The 22,310-nt window shown below is 65.5% G+C and carries 25 protein-coding genes; 11 read left to right on the top strand and 14 right to left on the bottom strand.

Annotated features, from left to right (window positions below):
* The first annotated feature begins 10 nt into the window (after positions 1-10).
* Positions 11-178, top strand: coding sequence for a DUF3117 domain-containing protein (locus F562_RS20585; RefSeq protein ID WP_018156730.1), 168 nt, complete (start codon positions 11-13; stop codon positions 176-178).
* Positions 179-274: 96 nt separating this feature from the next.
* Here the strand turns inward: F562_RS20585 and F562_RS0109540 are convergent, their stop codons facing one another.
* A complete protein-coding gene (locus F562_RS0109540; RefSeq protein ID WP_026181160.1) occupies positions 275-907 on the bottom strand; it encodes an O-methyltransferase in 633 nt (210 codons plus the stop codon).
* A gap of 145 nt (positions 908-1,052) precedes the next feature.
* Here F562_RS0109540 and sigE point away from each other — a divergent pair, with 145 nt between their 5' ends.
* Genes sigE through F562_RS20170 form a run of 4 tightly spaced genes read left to right on the top strand, consistent with a single transcriptional unit; the run spans position 1,053 to position 4,050 of the window.
* Positions 1,053-1,697, top strand: coding sequence for an RNA polymerase sigma factor SigE (sigE, locus tag F562_RS18660; protein WP_051080163.1), 645 nt, complete (start codon positions 1,053-1,055; stop codon positions 1,695-1,697).
* Complete coding sequence (locus F562_RS18655) at positions 1,694-2,278, top strand: anti-sigma factor family protein (protein ID WP_018156727.1); 585 nt, start codon at positions 1,694-1,696, stop codon at positions 2,276-2,278. The genes sigE and F562_RS18655 overlap by 4 nt, the downstream gene beginning before the upstream one ends.
* 38 nt (positions 2,279-2,316) lie before the next feature.
* Positions 2,317-3,597 (top strand): S1C family serine protease, encoded by a 1,281-nt coding sequence (locus tag F562_RS18650; RefSeq protein ID WP_156822607.1) that lies wholly within the window; start codon positions 2,317-2,319, stop codon positions 3,595-3,597.
* A gap of 18 nt (positions 3,598-3,615) precedes the next feature.
* Positions 3,616-4,050, top strand: a complete 435-nt coding sequence (locus tag F562_RS20170) for a twin-arginine translocase TatA/TatE family subunit (RefSeq protein WP_018156725.1) — start codon at positions 3,616-3,618, stop codon at positions 4,048-4,050.
* Between the two features lie 17 nt (positions 4,051-4,067).
* On the opposite strand, the gene F562_RS0109515 is transcribed toward F562_RS20170, so the two are convergent.
* Genes F562_RS0109515 through F562_RS20165 form a run of 4 tightly spaced genes read right to left on the bottom strand, consistent with a single transcriptional unit; the run spans position 4,068 to position 7,610 of the window.
* Positions 4,068-5,213, bottom strand: a complete 1,146-nt coding sequence (locus F562_RS0109515) for an Mrp/NBP35 family ATP-binding protein (RefSeq protein ID WP_026181159.1) — start codon at positions 5,211-5,213, stop codon at positions 4,068-4,070.
* 24 nt (positions 5,214-5,237) lie between these two features.
* Positions 5,238-5,849 (bottom strand): DUF1003 domain-containing protein, encoded by a 612-nt coding sequence (locus tag F562_RS0109510; protein ID WP_018156723.1) that lies wholly within the window; start codon positions 5,847-5,849, stop codon positions 5,238-5,240.
* Positions 5,846-7,165 carry a magnesium transporter MgtE N-terminal domain-containing protein gene (locus F562_RS0109505; RefSeq protein ID WP_245553637.1) on the bottom strand — a complete coding sequence of 440 codons (1,320 nt, stop codon included), beginning with the start codon at positions 7,163-7,165 and terminating at the stop codon, positions 5,846-5,848. Before F562_RS0109505 ends, F562_RS0109510 begins: the two co-directional genes overlap by 4 nt.
* A gap of 28 nt (positions 7,166-7,193) precedes the next feature.
* Positions 7,194-7,610 (bottom strand): hypothetical protein, encoded by a 417-nt coding sequence (locus tag F562_RS20165; protein ID WP_018156721.1) that lies wholly within the window; start codon positions 7,608-7,610, stop codon positions 7,194-7,196.
* A 315-nt stretch (positions 7,611-7,925) separates the two neighbouring features.
* Here F562_RS20165 and F562_RS0109490 point away from each other — a divergent pair, with 315 nt between their 5' ends.
* A complete protein-coding gene (locus F562_RS0109490; RefSeq protein ID WP_211206445.1) occupies positions 7,926-8,432 on the top strand; it encodes a general stress protein in 507 nt (168 codons plus the stop codon).
* A gap of 12 nt (positions 8,433-8,444) precedes the next feature.
* Here F562_RS0109490 and F562_RS0109485 read toward each other — a convergent pair whose 3' ends face one another.
* Complete coding sequence (locus F562_RS0109485) at positions 8,445-9,962, bottom strand: aminopeptidase P family protein (RefSeq protein ID WP_018156718.1); 1,518 nt, start codon at positions 9,960-9,962, stop codon at positions 8,445-8,447.
* 84 nt (positions 9,963-10,046) lie between these two features.
* On the opposite strand from F562_RS0109485, the gene F562_RS18635 reads away from it, so the two are divergent.
* Positions 10,047-11,501, top strand: coding sequence for a threonine/serine exporter family protein (locus F562_RS18635; RefSeq protein ID WP_169333375.1), 1,455 nt, complete (start codon positions 10,047-10,049; stop codon positions 11,499-11,501).
* 7 nt (positions 11,502-11,508) lie between these two features.
* Here the strand turns inward: F562_RS18635 and F562_RS0109475 are convergent, their stop codons facing one another.
* A complete protein-coding gene (locus F562_RS0109475; RefSeq protein WP_018156716.1) occupies positions 11,509-12,180 on the bottom strand; it encodes a hypothetical protein in 672 nt (223 codons plus the stop codon).
* An 81-nt stretch (positions 12,181-12,261) separates the two neighbouring features.
* The gene (locus F562_RS0109470; RefSeq protein ID WP_018156715.1) at positions 12,262-12,789 is read right to left on the bottom strand and encodes a hypothetical protein; all 528 of its coding nucleotides are present in this window, start codon (positions 12,787-12,789) and stop codon (positions 12,262-12,264) included.
* Positions 12,790-12,906: 117 nt separating this feature from the next.
* Here F562_RS0109470 and F562_RS0109460 point away from each other — a divergent pair, with 117 nt between their 5' ends.
* The gene (locus tag F562_RS0109460; RefSeq protein ID WP_018156713.1) at positions 12,907-13,755 is read left to right on the top strand and encodes a PHP domain-containing protein; all 849 of its coding nucleotides are present in this window, start codon (positions 12,907-12,909) and stop codon (positions 13,753-13,755) included.
* Here F562_RS0109460 and F562_RS0109455 read toward each other — a convergent pair.
* From F562_RS0109455 to F562_RS0109445, 3 genes are all read right to left on the bottom strand, one after another.
* Positions 13,752-15,518, bottom strand: coding sequence for a BCCT family transporter (locus tag F562_RS0109455; protein ID WP_018156712.1), 1,767 nt, complete (start codon positions 15,516-15,518; stop codon positions 13,752-13,754). The two genes, F562_RS0109460 and F562_RS0109455, sit on opposite strands and share 4 nt — an antisense overlap.
* Positions 15,519-15,924: 406 nt before the next feature.
* Positions 15,925-16,893, bottom strand: a complete 969-nt coding sequence (locus F562_RS21045; protein WP_018156711.1) for a LuxR C-terminal-related transcriptional regulator — start codon at positions 16,891-16,893, stop codon at positions 15,925-15,927.
* Between the two features lie 11 nt (positions 16,894-16,904).
* Positions 16,905-18,434 carry a DEAD/DEAH box helicase gene (locus F562_RS0109445; RefSeq protein ID WP_018156710.1) on the bottom strand — a complete coding sequence of 510 codons (1,530 nt, stop codon included), beginning with the start codon at positions 18,432-18,434 and terminating at the stop codon, positions 16,905-16,907.
* 193 nt (positions 18,435-18,627) lie between these two features.
* Here F562_RS0109445 and F562_RS0109440 point away from each other — a divergent pair, with 193 nt between their 5' ends.
* A complete protein-coding gene (locus tag F562_RS0109440; RefSeq protein WP_018156709.1) occupies positions 18,628-19,320 on the top strand; it encodes a ferritin-like fold-containing protein in 693 nt (230 codons plus the stop codon).
* Positions 19,321-19,342: 22 nt separating this feature from the next.
* Here the strand turns inward: F562_RS0109440 and F562_RS0109435 are convergent, their stop codons facing one another.
* The 3 genes from F562_RS0109435 to F562_RS0109425 form a co-directional block, all read right to left on the bottom strand.
* A complete protein-coding gene (locus F562_RS0109435; protein WP_018156708.1) occupies positions 19,343-19,615 on the bottom strand; it encodes a GlsB/YeaQ/YmgE family stress response membrane protein in 273 nt (90 codons plus the stop codon).
* A gap of 117 nt (positions 19,616-19,732) precedes the next feature.
* On the bottom strand, positions 19,733-19,954 hold the full coding sequence (locus F562_RS0109430; RefSeq protein WP_018156707.1) for a DUF3107 domain-containing protein: 222 nt from the start codon (positions 19,952-19,954) through the stop codon (positions 19,733-19,735).
* 112 nt (positions 19,955-20,066) lie between these two features.
* The gene (locus F562_RS0109425) at positions 20,067-20,639 is read right to left on the bottom strand and encodes a TetR/AcrR family transcriptional regulator (RefSeq protein ID WP_018156706.1); all 573 of its coding nucleotides are present in this window, start codon (positions 20,637-20,639) and stop codon (positions 20,067-20,069) included.
* Positions 20,640-20,831: 192 nt separating this feature from the next.
* Here F562_RS0109425 and moeB point away from each other — a divergent pair, with 192 nt between their 5' ends.
* Together moeB and F562_RS0109415 are read left to right on the top strand one after the other, a co-directional pair.
* On the top strand, positions 20,832-21,941 hold the full coding sequence (moeB, locus tag F562_RS0109420) for a molybdopterin-synthase adenylyltransferase MoeB (RefSeq protein WP_245553636.1): 1,110 nt from the start codon (positions 20,832-20,834) through the stop codon (positions 21,939-21,941).
* Positions 21,941-22,306 carry an MGMT family protein gene (locus F562_RS0109415; RefSeq protein WP_018156704.1) on the top strand — a complete coding sequence of 122 codons (366 nt, stop codon included), beginning with the start codon at positions 21,941-21,943 and terminating at the stop codon, positions 22,304-22,306. Before moeB ends, F562_RS0109415 begins: the two co-directional genes overlap by 1 nt.
* Positions 22,307-22,310: the final 4 nt, after the last annotated feature.

Below are 22,310 nucleotides of genomic sequence, written 5' to 3'. Positions count from 1 at the left end.
GGGAGATCCCATGGCGGCGATGAAGCCGAGAACCGGTGACGGACCGCTCGAGGTGACTAAGGAGGGGCGCAGCATCCTTCTCCGAATGCCGCTTGAGGGTGGCGGCCGACTGGTCGTCGAGATGAACGCCGAAGAGGCGAAGGCGCTCGAGGACGCGATTCAGGGTTGCATCGGCTAGTCCTAGCCTTCACCGCATTGCGACAAAGGCGGCGCTACCAGGTCTGGTAGTACCGCCTTTTCGCATGCCCGCTGCGCGAGGCGTCACTAAGAGTGCTCAGCGCTTGACCGCCGTGAGCAGCCCGTCGCCGATGGGCAGGAGAGTGGTGATGAGGGTGTCGTCGGCACGCAGTTGTTTGCCGAGATCCCGCAAGAGCACTGTGGTGTCGTCGCGTACGGCCGGATCGGCCACCTTGTCATGCCACAGCATGTTGTCGCAGACCAGGACGCCTCCCGGGCGCAGCAGCCGAATCGCCTCTTCGACGTAGGTGGGGTACTCCGGTTTGTGGCCATCGACCAGAACCAGGTCGTAGGCGCCGTCAGCGAGCCGCGGCAGCACGGCCAGTGCCGAGCCAATAATCGCGCGGACTCGTTGTGAGGGCACGCCAGCCGCGGTGTATGCCTGCTTGGCCGCGCGCTGGTGCTCGGCGTTGATGTCGATGGTGGTGAGGATCCCGTCGCGGGGCATACCGCGCAGCAGCCAGAGGCCCGACGAGCCGGCGCCCGATCCGATTTCGACCACAGCGCGCGCCGCGGCCGCGGCAGCCAGAACGCTGAGGGTAGCCCCGACGGCCGCATCGACGGGTGTGCAGCCAAGTTCTTCGCCACGCAGGCGCGCGGCCTCGATGGGCTCCGGTTCGATCGGGAACTCTGCTGCGTAGGCCCACGTTGTGGGTCTCATGGTGCTCATGACTCCGACTCTATCCGCGCGCGGCGCGATGTCGGCAGTCCGGATGCTGGGTGGGCAGACAGCCAAGACACAGCACACACCCAGGTTGCTCCACCACGATGGGATCCAGCGCGACGCGGGGGCGTCGCGGGAGAGAGGATCCCTGATGAACGAGCCCCTTCGCGGACGACCCCGCACCGAAGTCCCTGATGAGGCACCACCTGGGTGGGAACCGCCCACGTGGGAAGAGATCGTGACGACGCACTCAGCGCGCGTCTACCGCCTCGCGTACCGCCTGACGGGAAACGTTCACGACGCGGAGGACCTCACCCACGATGTGTTCGTGCGGGTCTTCCGGTCACTGCACTCCTACCGCCCGGGAACGTTCGAGGGCTGGCTGCACCGCATCACCACCAACGTCTTCCTGGACAAGATGCGCCGCAAGCAGCGCATCCGTTTCGATGCGCTCGCCGACGATGCTGCCGCGCGTCTCCCCAGCCGTGAGATCGGCCCCGAGCAGGCCTACACCGATGCGCAATTCGACGACGACGTGCAGCGCGCACTCGACGGACTCTCGCCCGACTTCCGGGCAGCAGTGGTGCTGTGCGACATCGAGGGCTTGTCCTACGACGAGGTTGCCGCCACGCTGGGCATCAAGCTCGGCACCGTACGCTCCCGCATCCACCGTGGCCGCGCGCAGTTGCGCGCAGACTTGGCGCATCGGGACCCAGCCATCCGCGCTGGGCGAACCAACCTCCCGGCCATGTCAGCCCAAGCCGCCACCGGACAGGTGGTGGCGGGCACGTCATGACGGTCGGGCCGCGGTACCTGCGTGACCACCGGGAATCCGGTGGTCATCTCGGCGACCTCGTCCACGACTACGTCGATGACCTGTTGGATCCGCCCGTCGCGCACCGCGCCGATCAGCACCTCCTGGTGTGTGCCCTATGCCGTCATGAGGTGGAGCAAGAACGGCGACTGATCAACCAGTTGCGTGGCCACCACCCGGATCCGGTCCGTCACCAGAGTTTGGTCGATGGGCTCATCGGCCTTGCCGACCACGAGCCGATTCCGCGACCGCCAGCGGGCCCGCCATTGGTCACCCAGGGCGCACCACCTCAGCATCACTCGGCGCGGACCTCGGTCACCGCCGCCCTGGTGGCTGTCGTGGGGTGTGCCGGTGTCGCTCTTGTCGTGTCGTCCTCGCCGGTCCGCCCAGGCCAGAACCCCCGGGTTGCGCCCGCCCAGGTGCAGATTCGTCCGGTGGTGTCCTCTGGCGGTGTCGGTACTTCGGCGGTGAGCCGAGCAGACCTGGATGCGTCCGCCTCGTTCGCGCAGCCACGTGCCTCGGTCCCGATCCCCTCAGCGGGTGCCGCCATCAAGCGTCCCTGACGCCGCCCGGCGACCCGTGACCAGGCAGAATCAGCACCATGAGCGATGAGGATCAGTTCACTGCACCGCTCAACGTGGAACGTACCGACCGGCAATCCCAGGTGGCCCCGGTAGAGCAGCAGGCTCCACACGCTCCCCGGTGGCGGACGCCTCGGCGTCCTGCGCCTGCAGCGCCGCCTGCTCCCGCGCCCCGTCCCGGCATGCCGAGTCCCAGCCACGGGCCAGGTGGTGCTGGACCGGTAGGTCCTGGGGCGCCGGTCAGTCCCGCGCCGAAGCCTCGGGGCGGCGGCCGCTGGCTGGTCGTGGGCGCCTTGATCGTCGGACTTCTCGCGGGCCTTGTGGGCGGGTTCGGCGGCGCGCGCTTAGCCGATCGTGGCGAGCGCTCGGCGGACACGGTGTCCGACACCATCGACGTGGGCAAGGTGGCCGCGTCGGTCCTTCCCGGAGTCGTAACCCTCAAGGTGGGTGACGGCGAGCGCACCGGAGGCGGTTCGGGTTTCGTCATCCGAGCCGATGGCTACATCCTGACCAACAATCACGTTGCTGCCGCCGCAAAAGGCGGGACGATTCGCGCCGTGTTCGCGGACGGCGGTGAGGCGCCGGCCAAGATCATCGGTCAGGATGCGTCCTATGACCTGGCCGTGGTCAAGGTGGACAAGACGGGTCTGAAGCCGTTGTCGTTTGCCGAGTCCAGCAAGGTGCGGGTGGGCGACCCGGTCGTGGCAGTCGGCGCGCCGCTGGGCTTGGAAAGCACGGTGACCTCAGGGATCGTCTCGGCACTCGACCGCCCGGTCGTGGCCGGGCAGAGCCAGGATCAGGCGTCGTACATCAACGCGATCCAAACCGATGCCGCCATCAATCCGGGAAATTCCGGTGGCCCGCTCCTCGACGAGGAAGGGCGCGTCATGGGCATCAACACCGCGATTGCACGGACTCCTGGTTCAACCAGTGGGTCCCAGGGCAATATCGGGCTGGGCTTTGCGATCCCCGCGACCACCGCCAAGCGCGCCTCCGAACAGCTCATCAACACCGGCAAGGTCTCCCGGCCGGAGTTGGGCGCACAGCTCGACCTGAACTACACCGGCGAAGGCGCAAAAGTCGGTGACGATCCCGGCGTGACGGAGGGCGGGCCTGCGGACAAGGCGGGCATCAAGAATGGTGACATCATCTTGCGCATCGGCGACCGCAAGATCACCAGCCCGGACATGCTGATCGTGTCCATTCGTTCGAAGGCGGTCGGGGACTCGGTCTCCATGTTGGTACGGTCCGGGGACAAAGAACGTACTGTCGATGTCGTGCTGACCGGCGCGACGGAATGACCTGAGAGGACGGCCTGGGTGCAGATCTTCGGTGTGAACACCGCCGAGTTCATGATCCTGCTCGTGCTCGCGATGGTTCTGATCGGGCCGGACAAGTTGCCCGAGTACATCGCCAAGTTGCGCGACTGGATTCGGCAAGCGCGCGGTATGGCCGAGGGAGCCAAATCCCAGCTCGAAGAGCAGATGGGACCCGACTTCAAGGACATTGATTGGCGCCAGTACGACCCGCGGCAGTATGACCCGCGGGCGATTGTGCGTCAGGCACTGTTCGACGAGCCGGGCCAACAGTCGCCACCCGAGGTGCCCGACGTCGATCCCGTCGAACCGATCGAGCCCGATGTCGAGCCGCTACTCCATGAGAATGACGACTCCCACGAACCGGACCTGCGTCCGACCTACGGGGTTCGCTTCGACCCCGATCGCGCGACCCCGTGGGACGTCGAGGCGACCTGACCGACCGCTGAGTGGTCTTAGCGTCCGGCGGGCGTCAACCCGAGCGATCGTCCGGCCAAGCCGCGGGAGCGCGTACCCAGTGAGCGCGCAATCCCGTTGAGGGCAGCGGCCGCAGCGCTCGTCGGGTCCTCCAGGACCACGGGTGTACCGCGATCAGCGCACTCGCGTAGGCGGGTATCGAGCGGGATCTGTCCCAGCAACGGCACATTGGCCCCGACACTGCGGGTCAGTGAATCTGCGACGACCTGACCGCCGCCACGACCGAAGATCTCTTGTCGCGTCCCGTCGGGGAGTTCAAGCCACGACATATTTTCCACGACACCGGCGATGCGCTGCTTGGTCTGCAGCGCGATCGCGCCAGCGCGTTCGGCGACCTCCGCGGCGGCCTGCTGAGGCGTGGTGATGACAAGGATCTCCGCTCCGGGGATCAATTGCGCAACCGAGATCGCGATGTCACCGGTGCCGGGCGGCAGGTCCAGCAGCAGGATGTCCAGATCGCCCCAGAAGACGTCGGCCAGGAACTGCTGCAATGCGCGGTGCAACATCGGTCCACGCCAGACGACGGGCTGATTGCCCGGCACGAACATGCCGATCGAGATGACCTTTACGTCGTGGCTCACCGGCGGCAGGATCATGTCGTCGACCTGGGTTGGCTTGTGCTCAACGCCGAGCATGCGGGGCACCGAGAACCCGTAGATGTCGGCGTCGACGACTCCCACCGAGAAGCCCTGTGCCGCCAGTGACGCCGCCAGGTTCACCGTCACCGACGACTTGCCAACACCGCCCTTACCAGAGGCCACGGCGTAGACCCGCGTCAACGAACCGGGCTTGGCGAAGGGAATCTCCTTCTCGGCCTGCCCGCCGCGCAACTGCTCCTTGAGCGCGGTGCGCTGGTCATCACTCATCACACCCAGCCGCACCTCGACTCCAGTCACGCCCTCGACCTTCTGAACGGCCGCCGTGGTGCGCTCGGTCAAGGTCGCCTTCATCGGGCAGCCCGCGATGGTGAGCAGGATGGTGACCCGAACGTGCCCGGAGTCAGAGATCTCGACATCCTCGACCATGCCGAGGTCGGTGATCGGGCGACGAATCTCGGGATCGTCCACGGTGGCCAGGGCCGCCAGGACTGTGTCCTGTGAGGGGGAGGAAGGCATACGTCCCATGGTAGGTCGCGCCCCTGAACGCCTTCAGTCCCGGGGCGGGCTGCCCGGCTGTGGCGTCTCTGGCGCGGCCTCGGAACGCACGATGCCGCGCTGTTCCATCTCGTCCAGCAACGAACGCAATTCTGAGCGGACGAAGTCCCTGGTTGCGGTGTCGCGCAGCGCGAGTCGCAGGGAGGCGACCTCCCGGGTCAGGAACTCGGTGTCGGCGAGATTGCGCTCATCGCGGGAACGGTCCTGCTCCAACCCGACCCGATCGCGGTCGTCCTGACGGTTCTGCGCGAGCAGGATCAGGGGCGCGGCGTAGGACGCCTGGAGGGACAGCATCAGGGTGAGCAACGAGTAGTTGAGTTCGCGTGGGTCGAACTGCGCCGCCTCGGGAAGAAAAGTGTTCCAGGCGAGCCACACCGCGACGAAAATCGTCATCCAGATCAGGAAGGTCGCCGTACCCATGAACCGCGCGAACTTCTCGCTGAGCACACCGAAGCGTTCGCCACTCAGCGGAATCTCCGGCAGGATCCGGCGCCGTCGCTCCTGCGGTTGGTCGAGCCGGTCCGGTGTGCGTCGGCGGCTATCGCGTCGACGACCTTGCTTATCCCGGTCGCGCTCGCGGTCCTCGGAGGTGCCACGGTCGGTCATGGCGAGCCTCCTGTTCCGGTCTTGGTGCTTGGGCGGTCTCCAAAGCGCAGCGCATGGCGCTGCTCACGCCAGTCGTCGGGAAGGATGTGGTCGAGCACATCGTCCACGGTGACCACACCGAGTAGTCGCCCGGCATCATCACATACCGGCATCGCGACCAGGTTGTAGGTCGCGAAGGTGCGGGTGACGACGGCCAACGGGGAGGTCGGCGGGAGCGGCTCGACCGAGGCGTCCAGGAGTTGTCCTACCGGGCTGTGCGGAGGCTCCCGCAAGAGCCGCTGGGTATGCACCATGCCCAGGTAGCGGCCAGTCGGCGCTTCGTTGGGCGTGCGGGTCACAAACACAGCAGAGGCGAGGGCTGGGGCCAGCTCCTCGCGGCGTACAACCGCCAGCGCCTCCGCGATGGTGGCGTCCGGGCCGAGGATGACCGGCTCGGTGGTCATCAGACCACCGGCAGTGTTCTCGTCATAGGTGAGCAGTCGGCGCAGGTCAGCGGCGTCATCGGGCTGCATGCGCTGGAGCAGTGCCTCGGCGTTCTCGGCGGGGAGCTCGGCCAGCAGGTCAGCCGCGTCATCCGGTTCCATCGCCTCCATGACGTCGACCGCCCGGGCGATGTCCAAGCCGACGATGACTTCGACCTGGTCGTCATCGGGGAGTTCCTGGAGGACATCTGCGAGCCGGTGATCATCCAGTGCCGCAGCGACCTCGGCGCGGCGCTCCGGATCCAGATCGTGAATGACCTCAGCCAGGTCGGGGATGCGCAGGTCGTGGTAGGTCTCCAACAGGCGCTCGGCGCTTTGTGCCCGCGTGCGCTCCTGGAGGCCGCTGACCTCGTCGATGGACACCAGTGCGGTGCGGCCGCTGCGACGCCTCGTCAACCGTGACATGGCGCGACTGGCCGACGACGCCGAACTCGAGGTGCGAACGAAGACCCGCACCAGCATCCAGTCGCGGCGGGCGTTGACCTCGATCGCGAGATCCTCGACCACGGCGTCATAGGTGCCTTCGGGCCCGGATACCTCGACATTGCGGTCGAGCAAGTCAGCGATGGCCTGCTTCTCTCCGGGACGGGTCTCGAACCGGCGCATGTTGACCACGCCCGTGCTGATGACCGCGTTGGCGTCGATGGAGGTCACCCTGGTCATCGGCAGGAAGATGCGTCGCCGGCCGTGGACCTCAAGAACCAGTCCGATAGCCCGCGCCCGCTGCGGATTCGAGAAATGGACCACGACATCTCGGACCCGGCCGACCTGGTCTCCCACGGGGTCGAAGACAGTTTGGCCGACCATCCTGGAAATGAAGACGCGGGAACTCACGGTGCCAACCGTACCCAGTCGTGAGTGCTCAGTGATGCGCGTCTTCGACCAGTGGAAGCAGTTCGAAGACGACGGCGCCGGTCGCCCACCGCTCGGGAAGGTCTGAGGGCAGGGCCGCGGCGTTGAGTCGTCCCTTGGCCAGGGCCTCCGTGGCGCCGGTCCATCGCTCATGGCTGGGCGCGAGCCGACCGACCTCGACGGGAGCGACCAGGATGCGACTGCGGGTGTCCTTGTCCCGCAGGACCATGACGGCCTCGTCACCCAGATGGGGGACGTTCTGCTCGCCGGGCCCGGTCAGAACGTAGACGTAGGGGTCCAGGTGGGCGAACCATACGGGCACAGCCTCGTGCTCGGTCGGCCCGAGCCACAGCACGCCACTTTTGGCGAGGCCGCGCTGGAGGTTCGCGGCCAGGGCGGCCTCGAAGGGGACATCGGTGTCGGACATGACAGCAGTCTAGTGATCGGAATCACGGTCGTTGGATTCGGAACTATTCGATATCGAACATTAGGATTGAGCCAGTCCAGAAATGCTGAACGTCCTGAGAGGAGGAAAAACCACCATGGTGACAGGGATGTACACCCACGCCGGTGCGGCCCTTGTCCGCGCTGCCGACTCGTACCGCACCGAACGCTTCCGAGCTCGCTTCGGTCGCTTCCTCAGCCGCTGATGATCCCGAGGTTTCCTCGGTCGACGTCGCGAACACTGCATGCCCTCTGCCGTTGGCAGGGGGCTTTGTGTGTGATGGGGCAGACTGGGCGCATGTCCAACTCAGCCATGACCCCCCGCGCCGGTCAGGGCGCGCTCACCCTCGACTACCCCATGTCTCTGGGGGTCTACGACGACTACGTCCACGCCCAGCAGGCCGTTGACTACCTCTCCGACCACGAGTTCCCCGTGGAGAACTGCCTGATTGTTGGCACCGACCTCAAGCAGGTCGAACGTGTCATGGGCCGACTGACGTGGCGGCGGGTGTTGGCCGGGGGAGCGCTATCCGGGCTCTGGCTCGGCTTGTTCGTCGGCCTGATCTTCACGTTGTTCGGGAGCGAGGACGCCGTGTCCACGTTGTTCTCCACCATGTTGCTCGGCGTGGTGTTCGGCATCGGCTGGGCCGCGGTGGGTTACGCCGTCAGCCGGGGGCAGCGCGACTTCACGTCCGTCTCTCGCGTGGTCGCTACGAGGTATGAGGTCCTCGTCGAGCACAAGTTCGCCGAGCGCGGTCGTGACCTCCTGGCTCAGATGGCCGGCGGACCACGCCTGACCAACTGAGCCGTTCTCGATCTACGACTTCGCCCAGATTCCGGCGATCCACGCCTCGACCTCGTCCGATGACCGCGGCATGAAACCCGACAGGTTGTCGTAGCCGGTGTCGGTGACCAGGACGTCGTCCTCAATGCGCACCCCGATACCGCGGAACTCCTCCGGAACCAGCAGGTCGTCAGATTTGAAGTAGAGACCAGGCTCGACGGTGAGGATCATGCCGGGGCGAAGTTCCCCGTCGACGTAGTCTTCGGCTCGCGCGCGAGCGCAATCGTGAACATCGAGGCCGAGGTGGTGGCTGGTGCCGTGCACCATCCACCGGCGGTGGTACATCCCGGTCTCGGCATTGAGCGTCTCTTCGACACCGACGCCGTCCGGGAGCAAGCCCCATGCGTTGAGGTGCTCGGCGATGACGCGGATCGCGGCCGCGTGCACATCGGAGAATTTGTTGCCCGGCTTGATCGCCTCGAAGCCAGCGCATTGGGCCGCATAGACCGCGTCGTAGACCTTGCGCTGGACATCGCTGAACGTCCCGCTCACCGGCAAGGTGCGCGTGATGTCCGCGGTATACAGCGAGTCGACCTCGACACCAGCGTCAAGGAGGAGTAAGTCGCCTTCTTTGACGTCGCCAGTGTTCTTGATCCAGTGCAACGTGTTGGCGTGGTCGCCGGAGGCGCAGATGGAGTCATAGCCGACCCCATTTCCCTCATGGCGTGCGTAGAGGCCGAAGATGCCCTCCACCCAGCGCTCGCCGCGACCCCGCTTGATCGCCTCAGGCAAGTCGGCGATCACGGCGTCAAACCCGTGACCGGTCGCCTCGACCGCGTCACGCATCTGCTGAATCTCGTAGTCGTCCTTGACCATTCGGGAGGTCGACAACTGTCGAGCGAACTCCGCGTCCATCTCGCGTTGCTGCTCGGTGCGTTCCTCGGTCTGGGCCTCCGTGGATCGCGCTTGGTCGATGAGCCCACGAACCTCAGCATCCGCGTCGCGTACGACCCGCACGCCAATCGATCCAGCGTCCTTGGCGACCGCATCAGGGAATTCATCAATATGGCGGGCGCGCACGCCGAGCTCGGACTCGATCTCCGAAAGGGTGGGTCGGCCACCGACCCAGAACTCGCCGTAACGGCTGTCGGCGAAGAACTCCTCGGTGTCGCGGCCGGCGAGCGGGCGAAAAAACAGCACCGGCTCATGCCCGGCGTCTTCGCCTTCTTCGTCGACGATCGGTTCCATCACCAGGACCGCGTCTGGCTCACGGTCGGCGCCGAGCCCGGTCAGGTGAGCAAAGGCTGAGTGTGGGCGGAAGACGTAATCGGAGTCATTGCTGCGCACCTTCAAGCCACCGGCCGGGATCACCAACCGCTCGCCTGGGAACTGCGCTGAGAGCGCTTCCCGCCGGGGCTGGGTGTAGTCGGCAAAGTCGGCACGCGCGGGCGCCTGGGTCGAACGCTCGGCCCATCCCTGCGCGATAAAAGACCGGAAGGCTTCGCTCTTGGGTCGGGTGCGGTGGTCGGACTGTTGCTGTTCTTCGCTCACGCCTCTCATCGTGCCATGGAGTCGGCGTCGTACCGGTGCGGGCGCAAGTTGATCCGCAACCGGTCGCGGGGGCACAGTTGGTCCGTGACGCAGGATTCGCCAACCCCGCCGCCTCGCCGGTATCGCCCCGGCCCAGCGGAACTTCGCCTTCGCGCGGGACGAGTGCTGCGCTCCCACGTGCCCCCGACGATGCCCATTGGTGTGCGTGGCGATGAAGACGGACCGGGCGACCAGTACGCGCGCGAGGTCATCGACCTGGCGTTGCGCACGGGGGAGGCGCTCCTGGCGACGGGCGCGTCCGCGTCGGATGTCACGGGCACGGTGTTGCGGCTGACCAGGGCCTACTCGCTGCGATCCATCAGCGTCGACGTGACCTTGACCTCGATCACGGTGTCCTACCACCGCGGACCGTTCCGCGACCCCGTCACGGTGATGCGCATCGTGCCGAGCACGGCCGCCGACTTCACTCGCCTCGAGGCGCTCCAGGAACTCGTCCGCGACATCGTGGAGGCCGATAACCCGTACGAGGATATCCAGGCCCGCGATCGACTCGACAAGATCGTGAACCAGCCGCACCCGTACCAGCGGAACATCGTCACGGTGGCGATGGCGTTCCTTGGCGCGGGCATTACCGCCCTGCTGGGCGGTGGCATCTGGCAGATCCTGCTGACGGCGTGTATCGCGGCGACGATCGACCGGGTGCAGCGTCGCTTGGCGCTCGCCGCGCTACCGGCCTTCTTCTCTCAGGCGGTGGGTGCCGCGATTCCGACCATCGTGGCGTTGTCGATCTGGGCGTTGAGCAAGATCACGCGAGTTCCCTTGGAGTTGGGTCTCACGCCCTCGGTGGTCATCGCCACCGGTGTGGTCGTGCTGTTGGTCGGGCTCTCGGTGGTGAGTACGGCTCAGGACGTACTCGATGGCTATTACGTCACCGCGGCCGGGCGCACGCTGCAAGTGATCTTGCTGTCCTCGGGCGTAGTGGCGGGGGTGCTGGTCACGCTGTGGATCGGCAAATGGATGCGCGTCCCGTTGGGCGAGGTCGACCCATCCGTCGGGTTATCCGACGCGCTGATCTTCTCGACTCTCGCGGCCTTCGTGTGTTCCAGCGCCAACGCCGTCGTGTCTTATACCGGGCTACGGGCGACCGCAGCCGCCGGGGCGATTGGCGCCTTGGCGTGGTTCATCTTCCGGGTGGTGAACGGGCTGGGTATGGAGCTCGTCGGCGCGACGGCGGTCGCCGCCATCGTCGTGGGGGCGAGCTCGCAGTTCATGGCCGCCACCTTCAAGTTGCCGTCGCTCGCGTTGGCAACGGGCGGCATCGTGCCGCTGGTTCCCGGACTCTCGGTCTACCGCGGCATCTTCGAGATGGTCAATGGAGCACCCGATGGCGAAGGGCTCAATGCGCTCGTGAGCGCGGGAGCCCTGGGCTTGGCGCTCGCCGCAGGGGTGTCCCTGGGGTCGTTGCCGGTTCGTCGGCTACAGGCGGACCGACTACAGCGAAAGCTGTTGCGTCGATCGGCGGGCGACGCCCGCGAGTAGCGGTTCGCTACTTGGTTGGCGTTGCGGCGGGAGCTGAGGGTGTGGCCGTCTGATCCTTCGGGTCGCCCCACGACCACGAGTCCAGGATGGTGTTCTGGACGGGCGCGGTCGCCTTGCCCGCTGAGGAAGACGAGGTCATCGTGGTGATGTAGACCGTGTCGCCGCGTACGACGTAGTACTGGGTCTGCTCGATGCTCTGGTCGCTTTCCTTGGTGGTCGCGGTGCGGGTCACGCGATAGCCCGCGGCGGGAGCGCCTCCTACTTGCCGATTGGCGACCTTTGTGACGGTGCCGCCCTTCTGCCGGTGGCCGATCATGCCCTGTTCGACGAGGTCATCCAGGGGCAGAGGTTTGTCCAGCGTGGATTTGATCACGCTGAAGGTGGGAAAAATCATGTCGTCGGGCTTGGGGCCTTTGAGGAAGAGCACGACGCCTGCCTGTTTGCTGGATTCATCGGCCCAATCCTTGGGCGGAGCGACGCCAAAGGCGCGGTCTTTCGCGGCGATGGCTCCGGGCGCGGCGGTCGTGCGCAGGTCAGTCGCCGACGGCACCTGGGCGATCGTGGTGGGGAGCGAGGGCTGCTCGCTGGTCAACGCGCTGTTCTCGGCCGAGGCGCTACAGGACGCCAAGGCGGCGACGAGGGGCAGCGGCGCAAGGAGGCGGAGGGCACGACGGGTCACGCTTCCTGAGGTTACGTGAGTTGAGGTGGACGCCTTGACTGCGGCACGCACGTGCTGCTCGGTGATGCGAACGGGGAGCGGCTAGGACTGTCCGCGCCGGTTGGCGGCTCGGGTGAAAAACGCCGAGGAGTCCGGGCGCCACAGGTAGATGACGGCCGCGAGGCCGATGATCCAGGACACCACTGTGATAGTGATCAGCACGATGGGAGTGACCGACAGCAGTCGAAACAGCAGCGAGATCGTGCTGATGGCGAAGAGCACCGTGGCGATGATGCGGGCCGATGACTTGCCCTGAGCGTTCAGTCGCGCCATGAGTAGCCACAGGGCAATGGCGATCAGCCCGCCCACCAGCATCTGGAGGTTGAAGGCGCGCAGGGTGTCATCGAGCACATCCTGCGCCACGCTGTCGCCTAGCGATTCTTTGATGTCTGCCTTGATCGTGCCGGCGAGCACCAAGGTCAGGATGACTTTGAGGACCTCGAGGGCTGCTCCGGCATACATCAGGTTGACGGCCAGATCGATCGACTTCGCCCGTCGGCCCGTTCCCGGAAGCCGGACGGAGCTAGCCGGGTGGGTGGATCGGCCGCGTGCCGGGCCTTGGCTGCTCATGTGTCGTGTCCCCACTCAGTCGCGATGAGATGAATGCCCATTAGGCAGAACGTGCAATCCCTATCCTCACCCGCGAACCTGTGACCTGCCGCGTCGGGGTCGCCTACCCTGACGGCCATGCGGATTGACCTACACACCCACTCCACGGCCAGTGACGGGACCCAGTCCCCGGCCGAGGTCATCCGTTCTGCGAGCGAGGCAGGGCTCGATGTCGTCGCGTTGACCGATCACGACAGCACGCGTGGCTGGGCTGCTGCCGAAGAAGCGGCCCGTTCGCTGGGCATCGCTGTGGTTCCTGGGATCGAGATCAGTTGCGCGATCCGGAACATCAGCGTGCATCTGCTCGCCTATCTGCACGATCCATCTGATGCCGCGTTGTTGTCGGAGTCGGAGCACGCTCGCGCGTCGCGCACAACGCGAGCGAGGCGGATGGTTGAGCTGCTGGCCCAGGACTACCCCATCACGTGGGCCGACGTGCAGGCTCAGGTTGTGGACGACACGACTCTCGGTCGACCGCATATCGCGGACGCACTTGTTGCACGCGGCATTGTTCGCGACCGCAATGAGGCCTTCGTGGACCTGCTGCACTCGCGCGGCGCCTACCACGTGCCGCACTATGCGCCCGACCCCGTCACGGCCGTACGTCTCGTGCGGGCTGCTGGGGGAGTTCCGATCCTCGCGCACCCGTTTGCCGAGCAACGCGGTCGAGTGGTGGACGACGCCGACATCGAGGCGATGATTCAGGCCGGCCTGGCCGGCCTCGAAGTCGACCATCGGGATCACGACCCGGCGGCACGCAGGCATGCCGCCGACCTGGCGCAGGCATGGGGTGTGCTGGCGACAGGGAGCAGTGACTACCACGGTGCGGGCAAAGACAACCGGCTCGGTGAGAACCTCACCGAGCCGGTTGTCTTGGAGCAGATCGAGGATCAGGCCACCGGCCCGATCACCGTCATCCGCAGTTAGTCATCTGACCGTCGTTCATCGTCTGGAGTCTCCGCGTCGTCCTCGGTGGCTCCCTCGACATTTTTGGCGGAGTCAGACTCGCTCGCCGTGGTAACCAAGGCGAGTTCGTCGTGCCCGTAGGTGCTGACGCCGTCAATGACAGCGCGGCTGACGAGCACTTCACCAAGGTGTCCACGTCGCATCATCGGGTCCTGGCGCAGATCCTTCATCAGGGCCACGCACAGGGCCGCCATCACGATCACGAACGGCAGCGCCGACACGATGGTGATGTTCTGCAGGGAATCCAACGCCAACTTGGCATCGCCCTGCGCGTATCCCGCGATGAGCATGACCGCAGCGACGGCACCGGTCAGAACACCCCAGAAGACGACCGTAGGTCGCGACGGCTCAATCGTGCCGCGCTCGGACAGGCTGCCCATAACAATCGATGCCGCATCGGCACCGGAGACGAAGAAGATCGAGACCAGCACCATGACCAGCACGGTCATGACCGCGGCCAGCGGGAAGTGGTCAAGAACGCCGTACAACGCGGTGTCGCTGTTGACCGACAGCACGCCGTCGGTCTTCGTGGCCAGGTCCTGGTGCTCCCGCTGGGAGTCGATCGCCGCTCCACCGAAGACGGCGAACCAGATGAGGCTGACACCACTGGGGGCGAGGAGCACTCCGGTCACGAACTCGCGGATCGTGCGACCGCGGCTAATGCGGGCAATGAACATGCCGACGAAGGGTGTCCAGCTGATCCACCACGCCCAGTAGAAGATCGTCCAACTCGCCAGCCAGTCATGCAGGGCCTGGTCGCCGCTGGCGTTACTGCGCGACGCCATGTGGGGCAGGTAGTCGACGTAGGAGCCGATCATCGTCGGCAGCAGGTCCAAGATGAAAACCGTTGGGCCGACCACAAAGACGAAGAGCGCCAGGATGAGCGCGAGCACCATGTTGATGTTGGAGAGGTACTGAATACCTTTAGACACACCGGAGACGGCGCTGAGGATGAAGCATGCGGTGAGGACCGCAATGATCAGGACGAGCGTCCAACGACCGACCGAGTCGACCCAGTCGTTGGCCTCGATGCCCGCCTTGATCTGCAGGGCACCCAGGCCGAGCGAGGCAGCCGAACCGAACAGCGTCGCAAAGATCGCGAGCATGTCGATGATCTTGCCAATGGGGCCCTCGACTCGATGTCCGAGAATGGGCCGGAATACCTCAGAGATCAACTGGCGGCGGCCCTTGCGGAACGCGCCATAGGCGATCGCAATGCCGACTACGGCATAGATCGCCCACGGGTGGAAGGACCAGTGGAACATCGTGGTCGCCAGGGCGACTTGTGCTGCTTCGTAGGACTGACCCTCAACGCCGGTGTCTGGCGGCGGGTTCACATAGAAGCCGAGCGGCTCGGCAACACCCCAGAACATCAAGCCAATGCCCATGCCCGCAGAGAACATCATGGCGATCCAGGAGACCGTGCGGAACTCGGGCTTTTCGTCGTCAGCGCCCAGCGGAATGTTGCCGTACTTGCTCACCGCGAGGTAGAGCGCAAAGATCACGAATGTGGACGCCAGCAGGACGAACATCCACCCGGTCGAGTCCATGACCCAGGTCAGTGCCTTATCGGAGGCGTTACTCAACTGAGTCGGCGCCTTAAACCCGAAAATGACAAAGCCAATGGCGAGGACGGCAGTGATGCCAAAAATCACCCAGTCGATGCCGTTGCCACGGCGTGCAGACCGCTCACTGATCGGCGCGTTGATTCCGCCGAGTAGCACGTGTCCGGTTTTTTTACGGTCCGGTGATTGCCCGGATTGCTCTTCTGTTGTTGACAAGGAACTCCCTCAGCTCGTCTCAAGCAGATGGTTCATGTGCCCATCGACCGTATAGGGATCTGCCGCACTTGGCACATCGGTAGGTTGGCCCGCATCGAGAAAAAGCTGGTGAGCGACCCCCTGTCGGTCGCTCACCAGCCTCCACAACACACCAGTTGTTGCGACCCCCCGACCTCGCAACGCCGGCCATCTGCGAGTGCGATCCTGGGCGCGATTCCCCCGAACCCGCGCCCAGCACCAACCCAAGACCCTGGCTGTTAGTACCTAGTCAAATGCAGACCGGGTGCAGGTCGCTATGGGACTCGGGCCGATTTATCCACACCCGAGGTCCTAGGACCCCCGGGGCGGCTCAGGCTGGAGATTGCTGCCGCAATGCTGGGGGCAGGGTCCAGGCAATCTCCGACCGCTGGGTAATCCCCAACTTGCGCAACACATTTCCGACGTGCGTTTTGACGGTCTTGATCGAGATGTGGAGTGTTTCGGACAGTTGAGCGTTCGTCAGTCCGTCGTTCGCGATCAACAGCGCAACCTCGATTTCACGCGGCGTGAGGTCAGTGGGAGGTGCCCACGGCTGAAATGTACGCACAAGGTCGCTGACCTCGGTCTGGACTCGGTCGCAGGACGTGACCGCCGCTTCGGCATGTTCAGCCAGGTGTGCGAGCCCGTGCTCCGCGGCCTCGTCCGACAATCTGCGGAGAGACTGTGCAAGTTCGTCGAGACGCTCCCCGACACGGTTGATGAGGTCGCCCTCGTTGCGCAGTTGCTCGCTGTTGAGCTCGGGATAGACCGCATACAGGTCGTCGTGGAGCGAATCAGTGTCGTGACGCAAAGACAGTTCAAGCGCCCGAGTCATCCACATCTGCGCTCGCAGGAACTCTTCAGAGAAGGTATTCGCCGTCAGACTTTGCGAACTGACCAGCCCGATCGCCTCGTTCCCGGACATGATCGGTGTGAAAACGCAGTCCTTAGATAACTGGGTCGCGTCGCCGATCGGTGCTCCGCGGTGGAGCCGGTGCCCCCGATCCTCGGCGTAGATGTAGGGCTTGCGCGAGATGCGGATCCAGTCCGATACGCCGCCCTTTCCGATGGTCAGGACCTCTGAGGCGATGCGCTGATCCCCGTCAAAGACGTAGGACAAGATGAGGCTGTCCTGGTGAAAGTGCCCGATATAGAACGCATCGAGCGGGGCAAGGCTGGCGAGAGCCGCTTTGACGGCGGCGTAGCGAGCGGTGAGATCCCCGAGGTCAGCCGAACGCAACCTGCGGTCTGCGTTGCGCAAGATCGCAATCGTGTTGGCGCTGAATTCTCCGGTGCCCATAGATTCTCCGGTCAGCTGTCGCCGGTAGAAGACCCTTGTCCGCCACGGGTACGGCGACGGCGACGGCGTGGCGCCTCTCCATCGGCCCGCTGCGTGGTCGACGCGCCCTGACGCTCGCCGGACCGCCCCTTCGCTCCTTGCGTCCTGGACCCTCGGCCATCGCGCTGGCCGGAGCGTCCGCCGGATCGCCCAGAGCGCGCGCCACCGGATTGTTTCGGAGTGCCGCCCAAGTCCTCGACCCGCTCGGCGCCAAGGCCGGCGCGAGTGCGCTCGGTGCGGGGGAGGACGCCGGTGGTTCCCTCAGGAATGTCCAACTCGGCGAGCAAGTGGGGTGAGGAAGAGTAGGTCTCTGCCGGTTCGGGGATCCCGAGATCCAGTGCTTTGTTGATCAGCGTCCAGCGGTGCAGGTCGTCCCAGTCCACGAAGGTGACCGCGATGCCGGTGTTGCCGGCCCGCCCGGTACGCCCGATGCGGTGGACGTAAGTCTTCTCGTCTTCGGGGCACTGGTAGTTGATGACATGGGTCACGTTCTCGACGTCAATGCCGCGCGCGGCAACGTCCGTCGCCACCAGGACATCTACCTTGCCGCTGCGGAACGCGCGCAACGCCTGTTCGCGGGCACCCTGGCCCAGGTCGCCATGGATCGGCGCGGCAGCGAACCCTCGGTCGGCAAGATCGTCGGCGACCTTGGCAGCGGTGCGTTTGGTGCGCGAGAAGATGATGGTCAAGCCGCGATCGCGCGCCTGGAGCATGCGGGCCAGCATCTCCACCTTGTCCATGGCGTGGGCGCGATAGACGAACTGCTCGATGGCCTTGACCGTGTGGCCGTCCTCGCCTTCCTCCGACATCGCGCGGATGTGGGTGGGCTGGGTCATGTAGCGCCGTGCCAAGGTCACGACGGCACCCGGCATCGTGGCGCTGAACAACATGGTCTGGCGGCTTGCCGGGGTCATCGCGAGGAGCTTTTCGACGTCAGGGAGGAACCCGAGGTCGAGCATCTCGTCGGCCTCGTCCAGAACCACGGTGCGCGTGTGGGCGAGATCAAGATGACCCTGTTTGGCGAGGTCGATCAGACGCCCAGGGGTGCCAACGACCACTTCGACTCCGCGGCGAAGAGCTTCGATCTGGGGTTCGTAGGCGCGGCCGCCGTAGACGGTGAGGACGCGTGCTCCGCGCAACTTTCCGGCCTGTTCCAGGTCGCCTGACACCTGAACTGCGAGCTCACGGGTCGGCGCGACGATGAGTGCCTGGGGCTTGCCCGAGGCAGCGAGCGTGGCGAATCCCTCGTCACCGGGGCAGACCGCGTTGTGGACGATGGGGATTCCAAAGCCGAGGGTCTTACCGGTTCCGGTCTTGGCCTGTCCGATGATGTCGTGACCACCGAGCGCCACCGGCAGGGTCATGGCCTGGATGGGGAAGGGGTGCACGATGCCCGCGCTCTGCAGGGCCTGGACGATGTCGGGGTGGACGGCAAAGTCGGCGAAGGTAGTCGTCGCCGTTTCGGGCGCGCCTTCGATGGTGGGGATGGTGTCGTCGGTCATGCGGACTCTTTTCGATCGGCTGGCCGCACGCACGGGATGCCATGCGGGGCGACGGTGGCGGGAGCCGATCGGAGGTCTTCGAAACGGGAGGCGTACTGCGCCCTACCCGTAGTTCAACGTCTTCGTATGCCGACCGGGCACCTCTTAACGTTGACAGGGTAACTGCCGACCCGCGCCCGACTAGCATCGAGCCATGTCTGACACGCCTGCCCGCGACCTGACCGACCCGGACTTCCGCAAGGGGGTTCTCGATGTGTTGGGCGCGTTGGCGTACGGCGAACTTGTCGGCTTCTTCGCCATCGTGCGTGACGCCGAAGGCGCACCCGAGATCGGTCTGCGGATGCGCCTGGCCGAGGTCGCGGTCGCTGAGCACAGCGAGTACGAGCGCCTGACCGGCCGTATCAGCGAACTCGGCGGCGACCCGGAGGCGGTGATGGAGCCCTTCGCGGAGAGCTTTGACGCATGGCACCAGCGCACTCAGCCTGGGTCCTGGCACGAGGGGCTGATGAAGGTCTACACCGGAAACTCGCTTGCCGCGGACTTCTATCGGGAGATTGCCCGGTATGTCGACCCCGAGACCCAGCAGTTGGTTGCTGATGTGTTGGGTCGAGGACGCCACGTGGAGTTCGCTGCCGGACGCCTGCGCGAGGCCATCACCCAGGATCAGAAGATCGCGGGCCGGTTGGCGCTGTTCGGGCGGCGCATGGTGGGTGAGGCGCTCACCCAGGCGCAGCAAGTCGCGGCTGACCGCGATGCGATGACCGCGCTCCTCATGGGCGGCGGGCCAGGTGGCGGCGGCGCCGACCTGGCCGAGCTGGCGCGCATGTTTGCCCGAATCACGCAGCGGCACACCGAGCGGATGGAAGCGCTGGGCCTCTCCGCCTAATGCGCCAACCGGGTCGGACCCGTCAGTTGGAGGTGGACTTCTTTCCTACGAATCCGGCGTAGAGGCTGACACCAAGCGCAGCGACCGCGACGCTGATGATCAACGGGATCCAGTTGATGCCGTCGCTCTCCCCGACGTTGAGGATCGCCATGCTCAGGAAATTGCCGATGAGTGCACCGACGATGCCGATACCAATGGTGGCCAGGAACCCGATCTTCTGCTTGCCGGGGAGGACCAGTCGAGCCAGGACGCCGATCACGGCACCCATCACGATTGCACCGAGAATGTTCGCCATGAGATCTCCTTTGACCAACCTGCGGGTACGGCAGGTGTCGTGGCCGGGCGGTTGCGCTCGGCCAGGTTATTTTTCCTTGGCCGACAAGTCTCGGCAAGGACCGCCGCGGCGTGGCGGCTAGCCGCCGAACCCGACGCGGCCGCGGGGCTCGCCAGCGATGTCGACGTAGGCAATGGCCTGCGCGGGCACCATGACCTGTTGGCCGTGGGAGTCAGCAAGGACGAGTGGGGAGTTGTTGGCGAGCGCCTCGGACACCGCCTTGGTCACCTCGTCCGTGCTCAGTTCGGTGTCGACCACGACCTCGCGGGCAACACGCTGCACACCGATCTTGACCTGCACGAGGGCCACCTTTCTGCCACGGACACGCGAGTCGCATCCCTGTGCCGCTCACTGTAGAAACGCGACCCGTGGGTTGAACGAGTGGGGTGGGCCAGCCGTTCAACCGGCCGGATCAACTGGAGGTCGCCAGGTCCTCATCTTGCTTAGGGAATCCGGTCAGACCACGCCAGCCGAGCACCGCCACAATGCGGGATGCTTCGGCGCGCGGGATGTCTGATCCACTCGCGATCCAGTACCGCGCGACGACCTGACTCATCCCGACAAGGGCGACGCCAATGAGTTTGGACTCTTCATCCGGGAGGCCGGTGTCCTCCGCCACGACGGCCGCGATCGAATCCGCGCATTTGTCCGACATCCGTAAGACGCGGCGCGCGACCTCGGGTTCATTCACGAGGTCGGACTCGAAGACCATCCGGAAGGCGGCGTCCTTGCGGTTGACGAAGTCGAAGAAGGCCTCCACTGCCGCGGCGACGCGTTCGCCGTTGTCTGAGGTGGAATCAAGGGCCGCTTGCACCAGGACAGGCAACTCGGCGGTATGGGTGTCCAACAGGGCGAGGTACAAGTCCAGTTTGCCTGGAAAGTGTTGGTAGAGAACCGGTTTGCTGACCTGCGCCCGATCAGCGATCTCGTCCATGGCGGTCGCGTGATAGCCCGACTCGACGAAGACTGACTGTGCAGCCTCCATCAGTTGTGCACGTCGGGCCGAGCGGGGCAGCCGGCCCGATCGGCCCCGAGACTCCTGGATCGACACCGTTGATCGCCTCCTGATGTGTGTTCTGCCGATCCTATGCTCCCGATCTACTCGCCGGTCACTCATGTCGAGAACCCAGATGGCGGGTTGTCTGCCGTCCTCGGCGGATCAGGTCACAATAGGAAGGTGACCAGTCCTCGTTATGCCCGCCACCTCCTTCTGCCCGAGGTGGGAGTGCGCGGCCAGGAGCGTCTGCGCGAAGCCCGCGTGGTGGTTATGGGAGCGGGGGGATTGGGCGCGCCAACTCTGAGTTATCTGGTCGCGGCGGGCGTAGGTCGCGTGACGATCGTGGACGACGACCAGGTCGACCTGACCAACTTGCAGCGCCAGGTGCTGTACGCCACGGATGACATCGGCCGGTCAAAGGCGCAGACCGCCGCGGCTCGCCTGGCGGCGCTCAATCCCGATGTCGAGGTCGTCGCCAGCCCCACGCGCATCACGGCGGAAACCGTCGGGGAGTTGGTGCGCGGCGCTGATGTCGTCGTCGACGGCACCGACAACTTCACCACCCGCTACCTGGTGAACGATGCGTGTGTGCTGGCGGGAATTCCGTTGGTATGGGCCTCAATCCTGCGTTTTGACGCGCAGATTGCGGTGTGGTGGGCCGGTCACGGGCCGTGCTATCGCTGTGTGTTTCCGCGCCCACCGGAGCCGGGTCAGGTGCCTTCCTGCGCCGAGGGTGGCGTCCTGGGTGCGATGGCTGGGACGGTCGGTGCGGTGCAAGCGACTGAGGCGCTCAAGGTGGTGCTTGGCATTGGCGAACCGCTGGTGGGTCGGCTGCTGATTCACGACGCCCTGCGCCAAGCCTGGGATGAGATGCCCGTGCGCCGCGATCCGGAGTGCGCGGTCTGCGGAGATCATCCGACGATCACCTCGCCGCAGGAGGTCGAGCAGCCGTCTGTGGTTCCGGCTGATGACGTACCCACCGTTGAACCGATAGACCTCGCAAGCGAATTGGCGCGCGGTGCGGTCACCGTGGTCGATGTTCGTGGTGCGGATGAGCGAGCGATCGCTGAGATCGCAGGAGCCGAAGCAGTCGAGCTGGAGCGATTCCGCGACGGCACGGCGGCTGAGGTGCTGCCCGCCGGTTCGATCGTCCTGGTCTGTAAGTCCGGTGGGCGTTCGGCCGAGGCGGCCCGCTTATTGCGTGCGGCAACAGGCCGCGAGGCGCGATCGCTGGCGGGTGGGGTCACGGCGTGGGCTCGGGATGTTGATCCGACGATGCCGACCTACTGATGGACGACGAGGCTGGCGACCGCGTCGAGGATCTGCCGGATATTGCCGATCGGGTGTTGGCCATCGTTGATCAGGTGCCCGCGGGGCGGGTCGTGACGTACGGCGACATCGGCAAGATCGCCGGGTGCGGACCACGGCAGGTTGGCCAGGTGATGTCCCGTTATGGCTCGTTGGTCGCGTGGTGGCGAGTGTTACGCGCCGATGGCCGCCCGCCTCAGGGACACCTGGACACAGCGATGGCCAACTATCGCGCGGAGGCGACTCCTATGCGCGGCGACCGAGTCGTCCTTACGCAGGCGCGGTTCGCGCTCACGCCCTTGCGTGTACCCACGGTTGCTGAAAGCCGGTCCGCTGACGAGGGTTGAGCTG

Origin of the sequence: Demetria terragena DSM 11295 (assembly GCF_000376825.1) — a bacterium.
Taxonomy (GTDB): Bacteria; Actinomycetota; Actinomycetes; order Actinomycetales; family Dermatophilaceae; genus Demetria; species Demetria terragena.
Note: the sequence above shows the minus strand (reverse complement) of the source record. Positions and strands in the feature narration are given on the sequence as shown.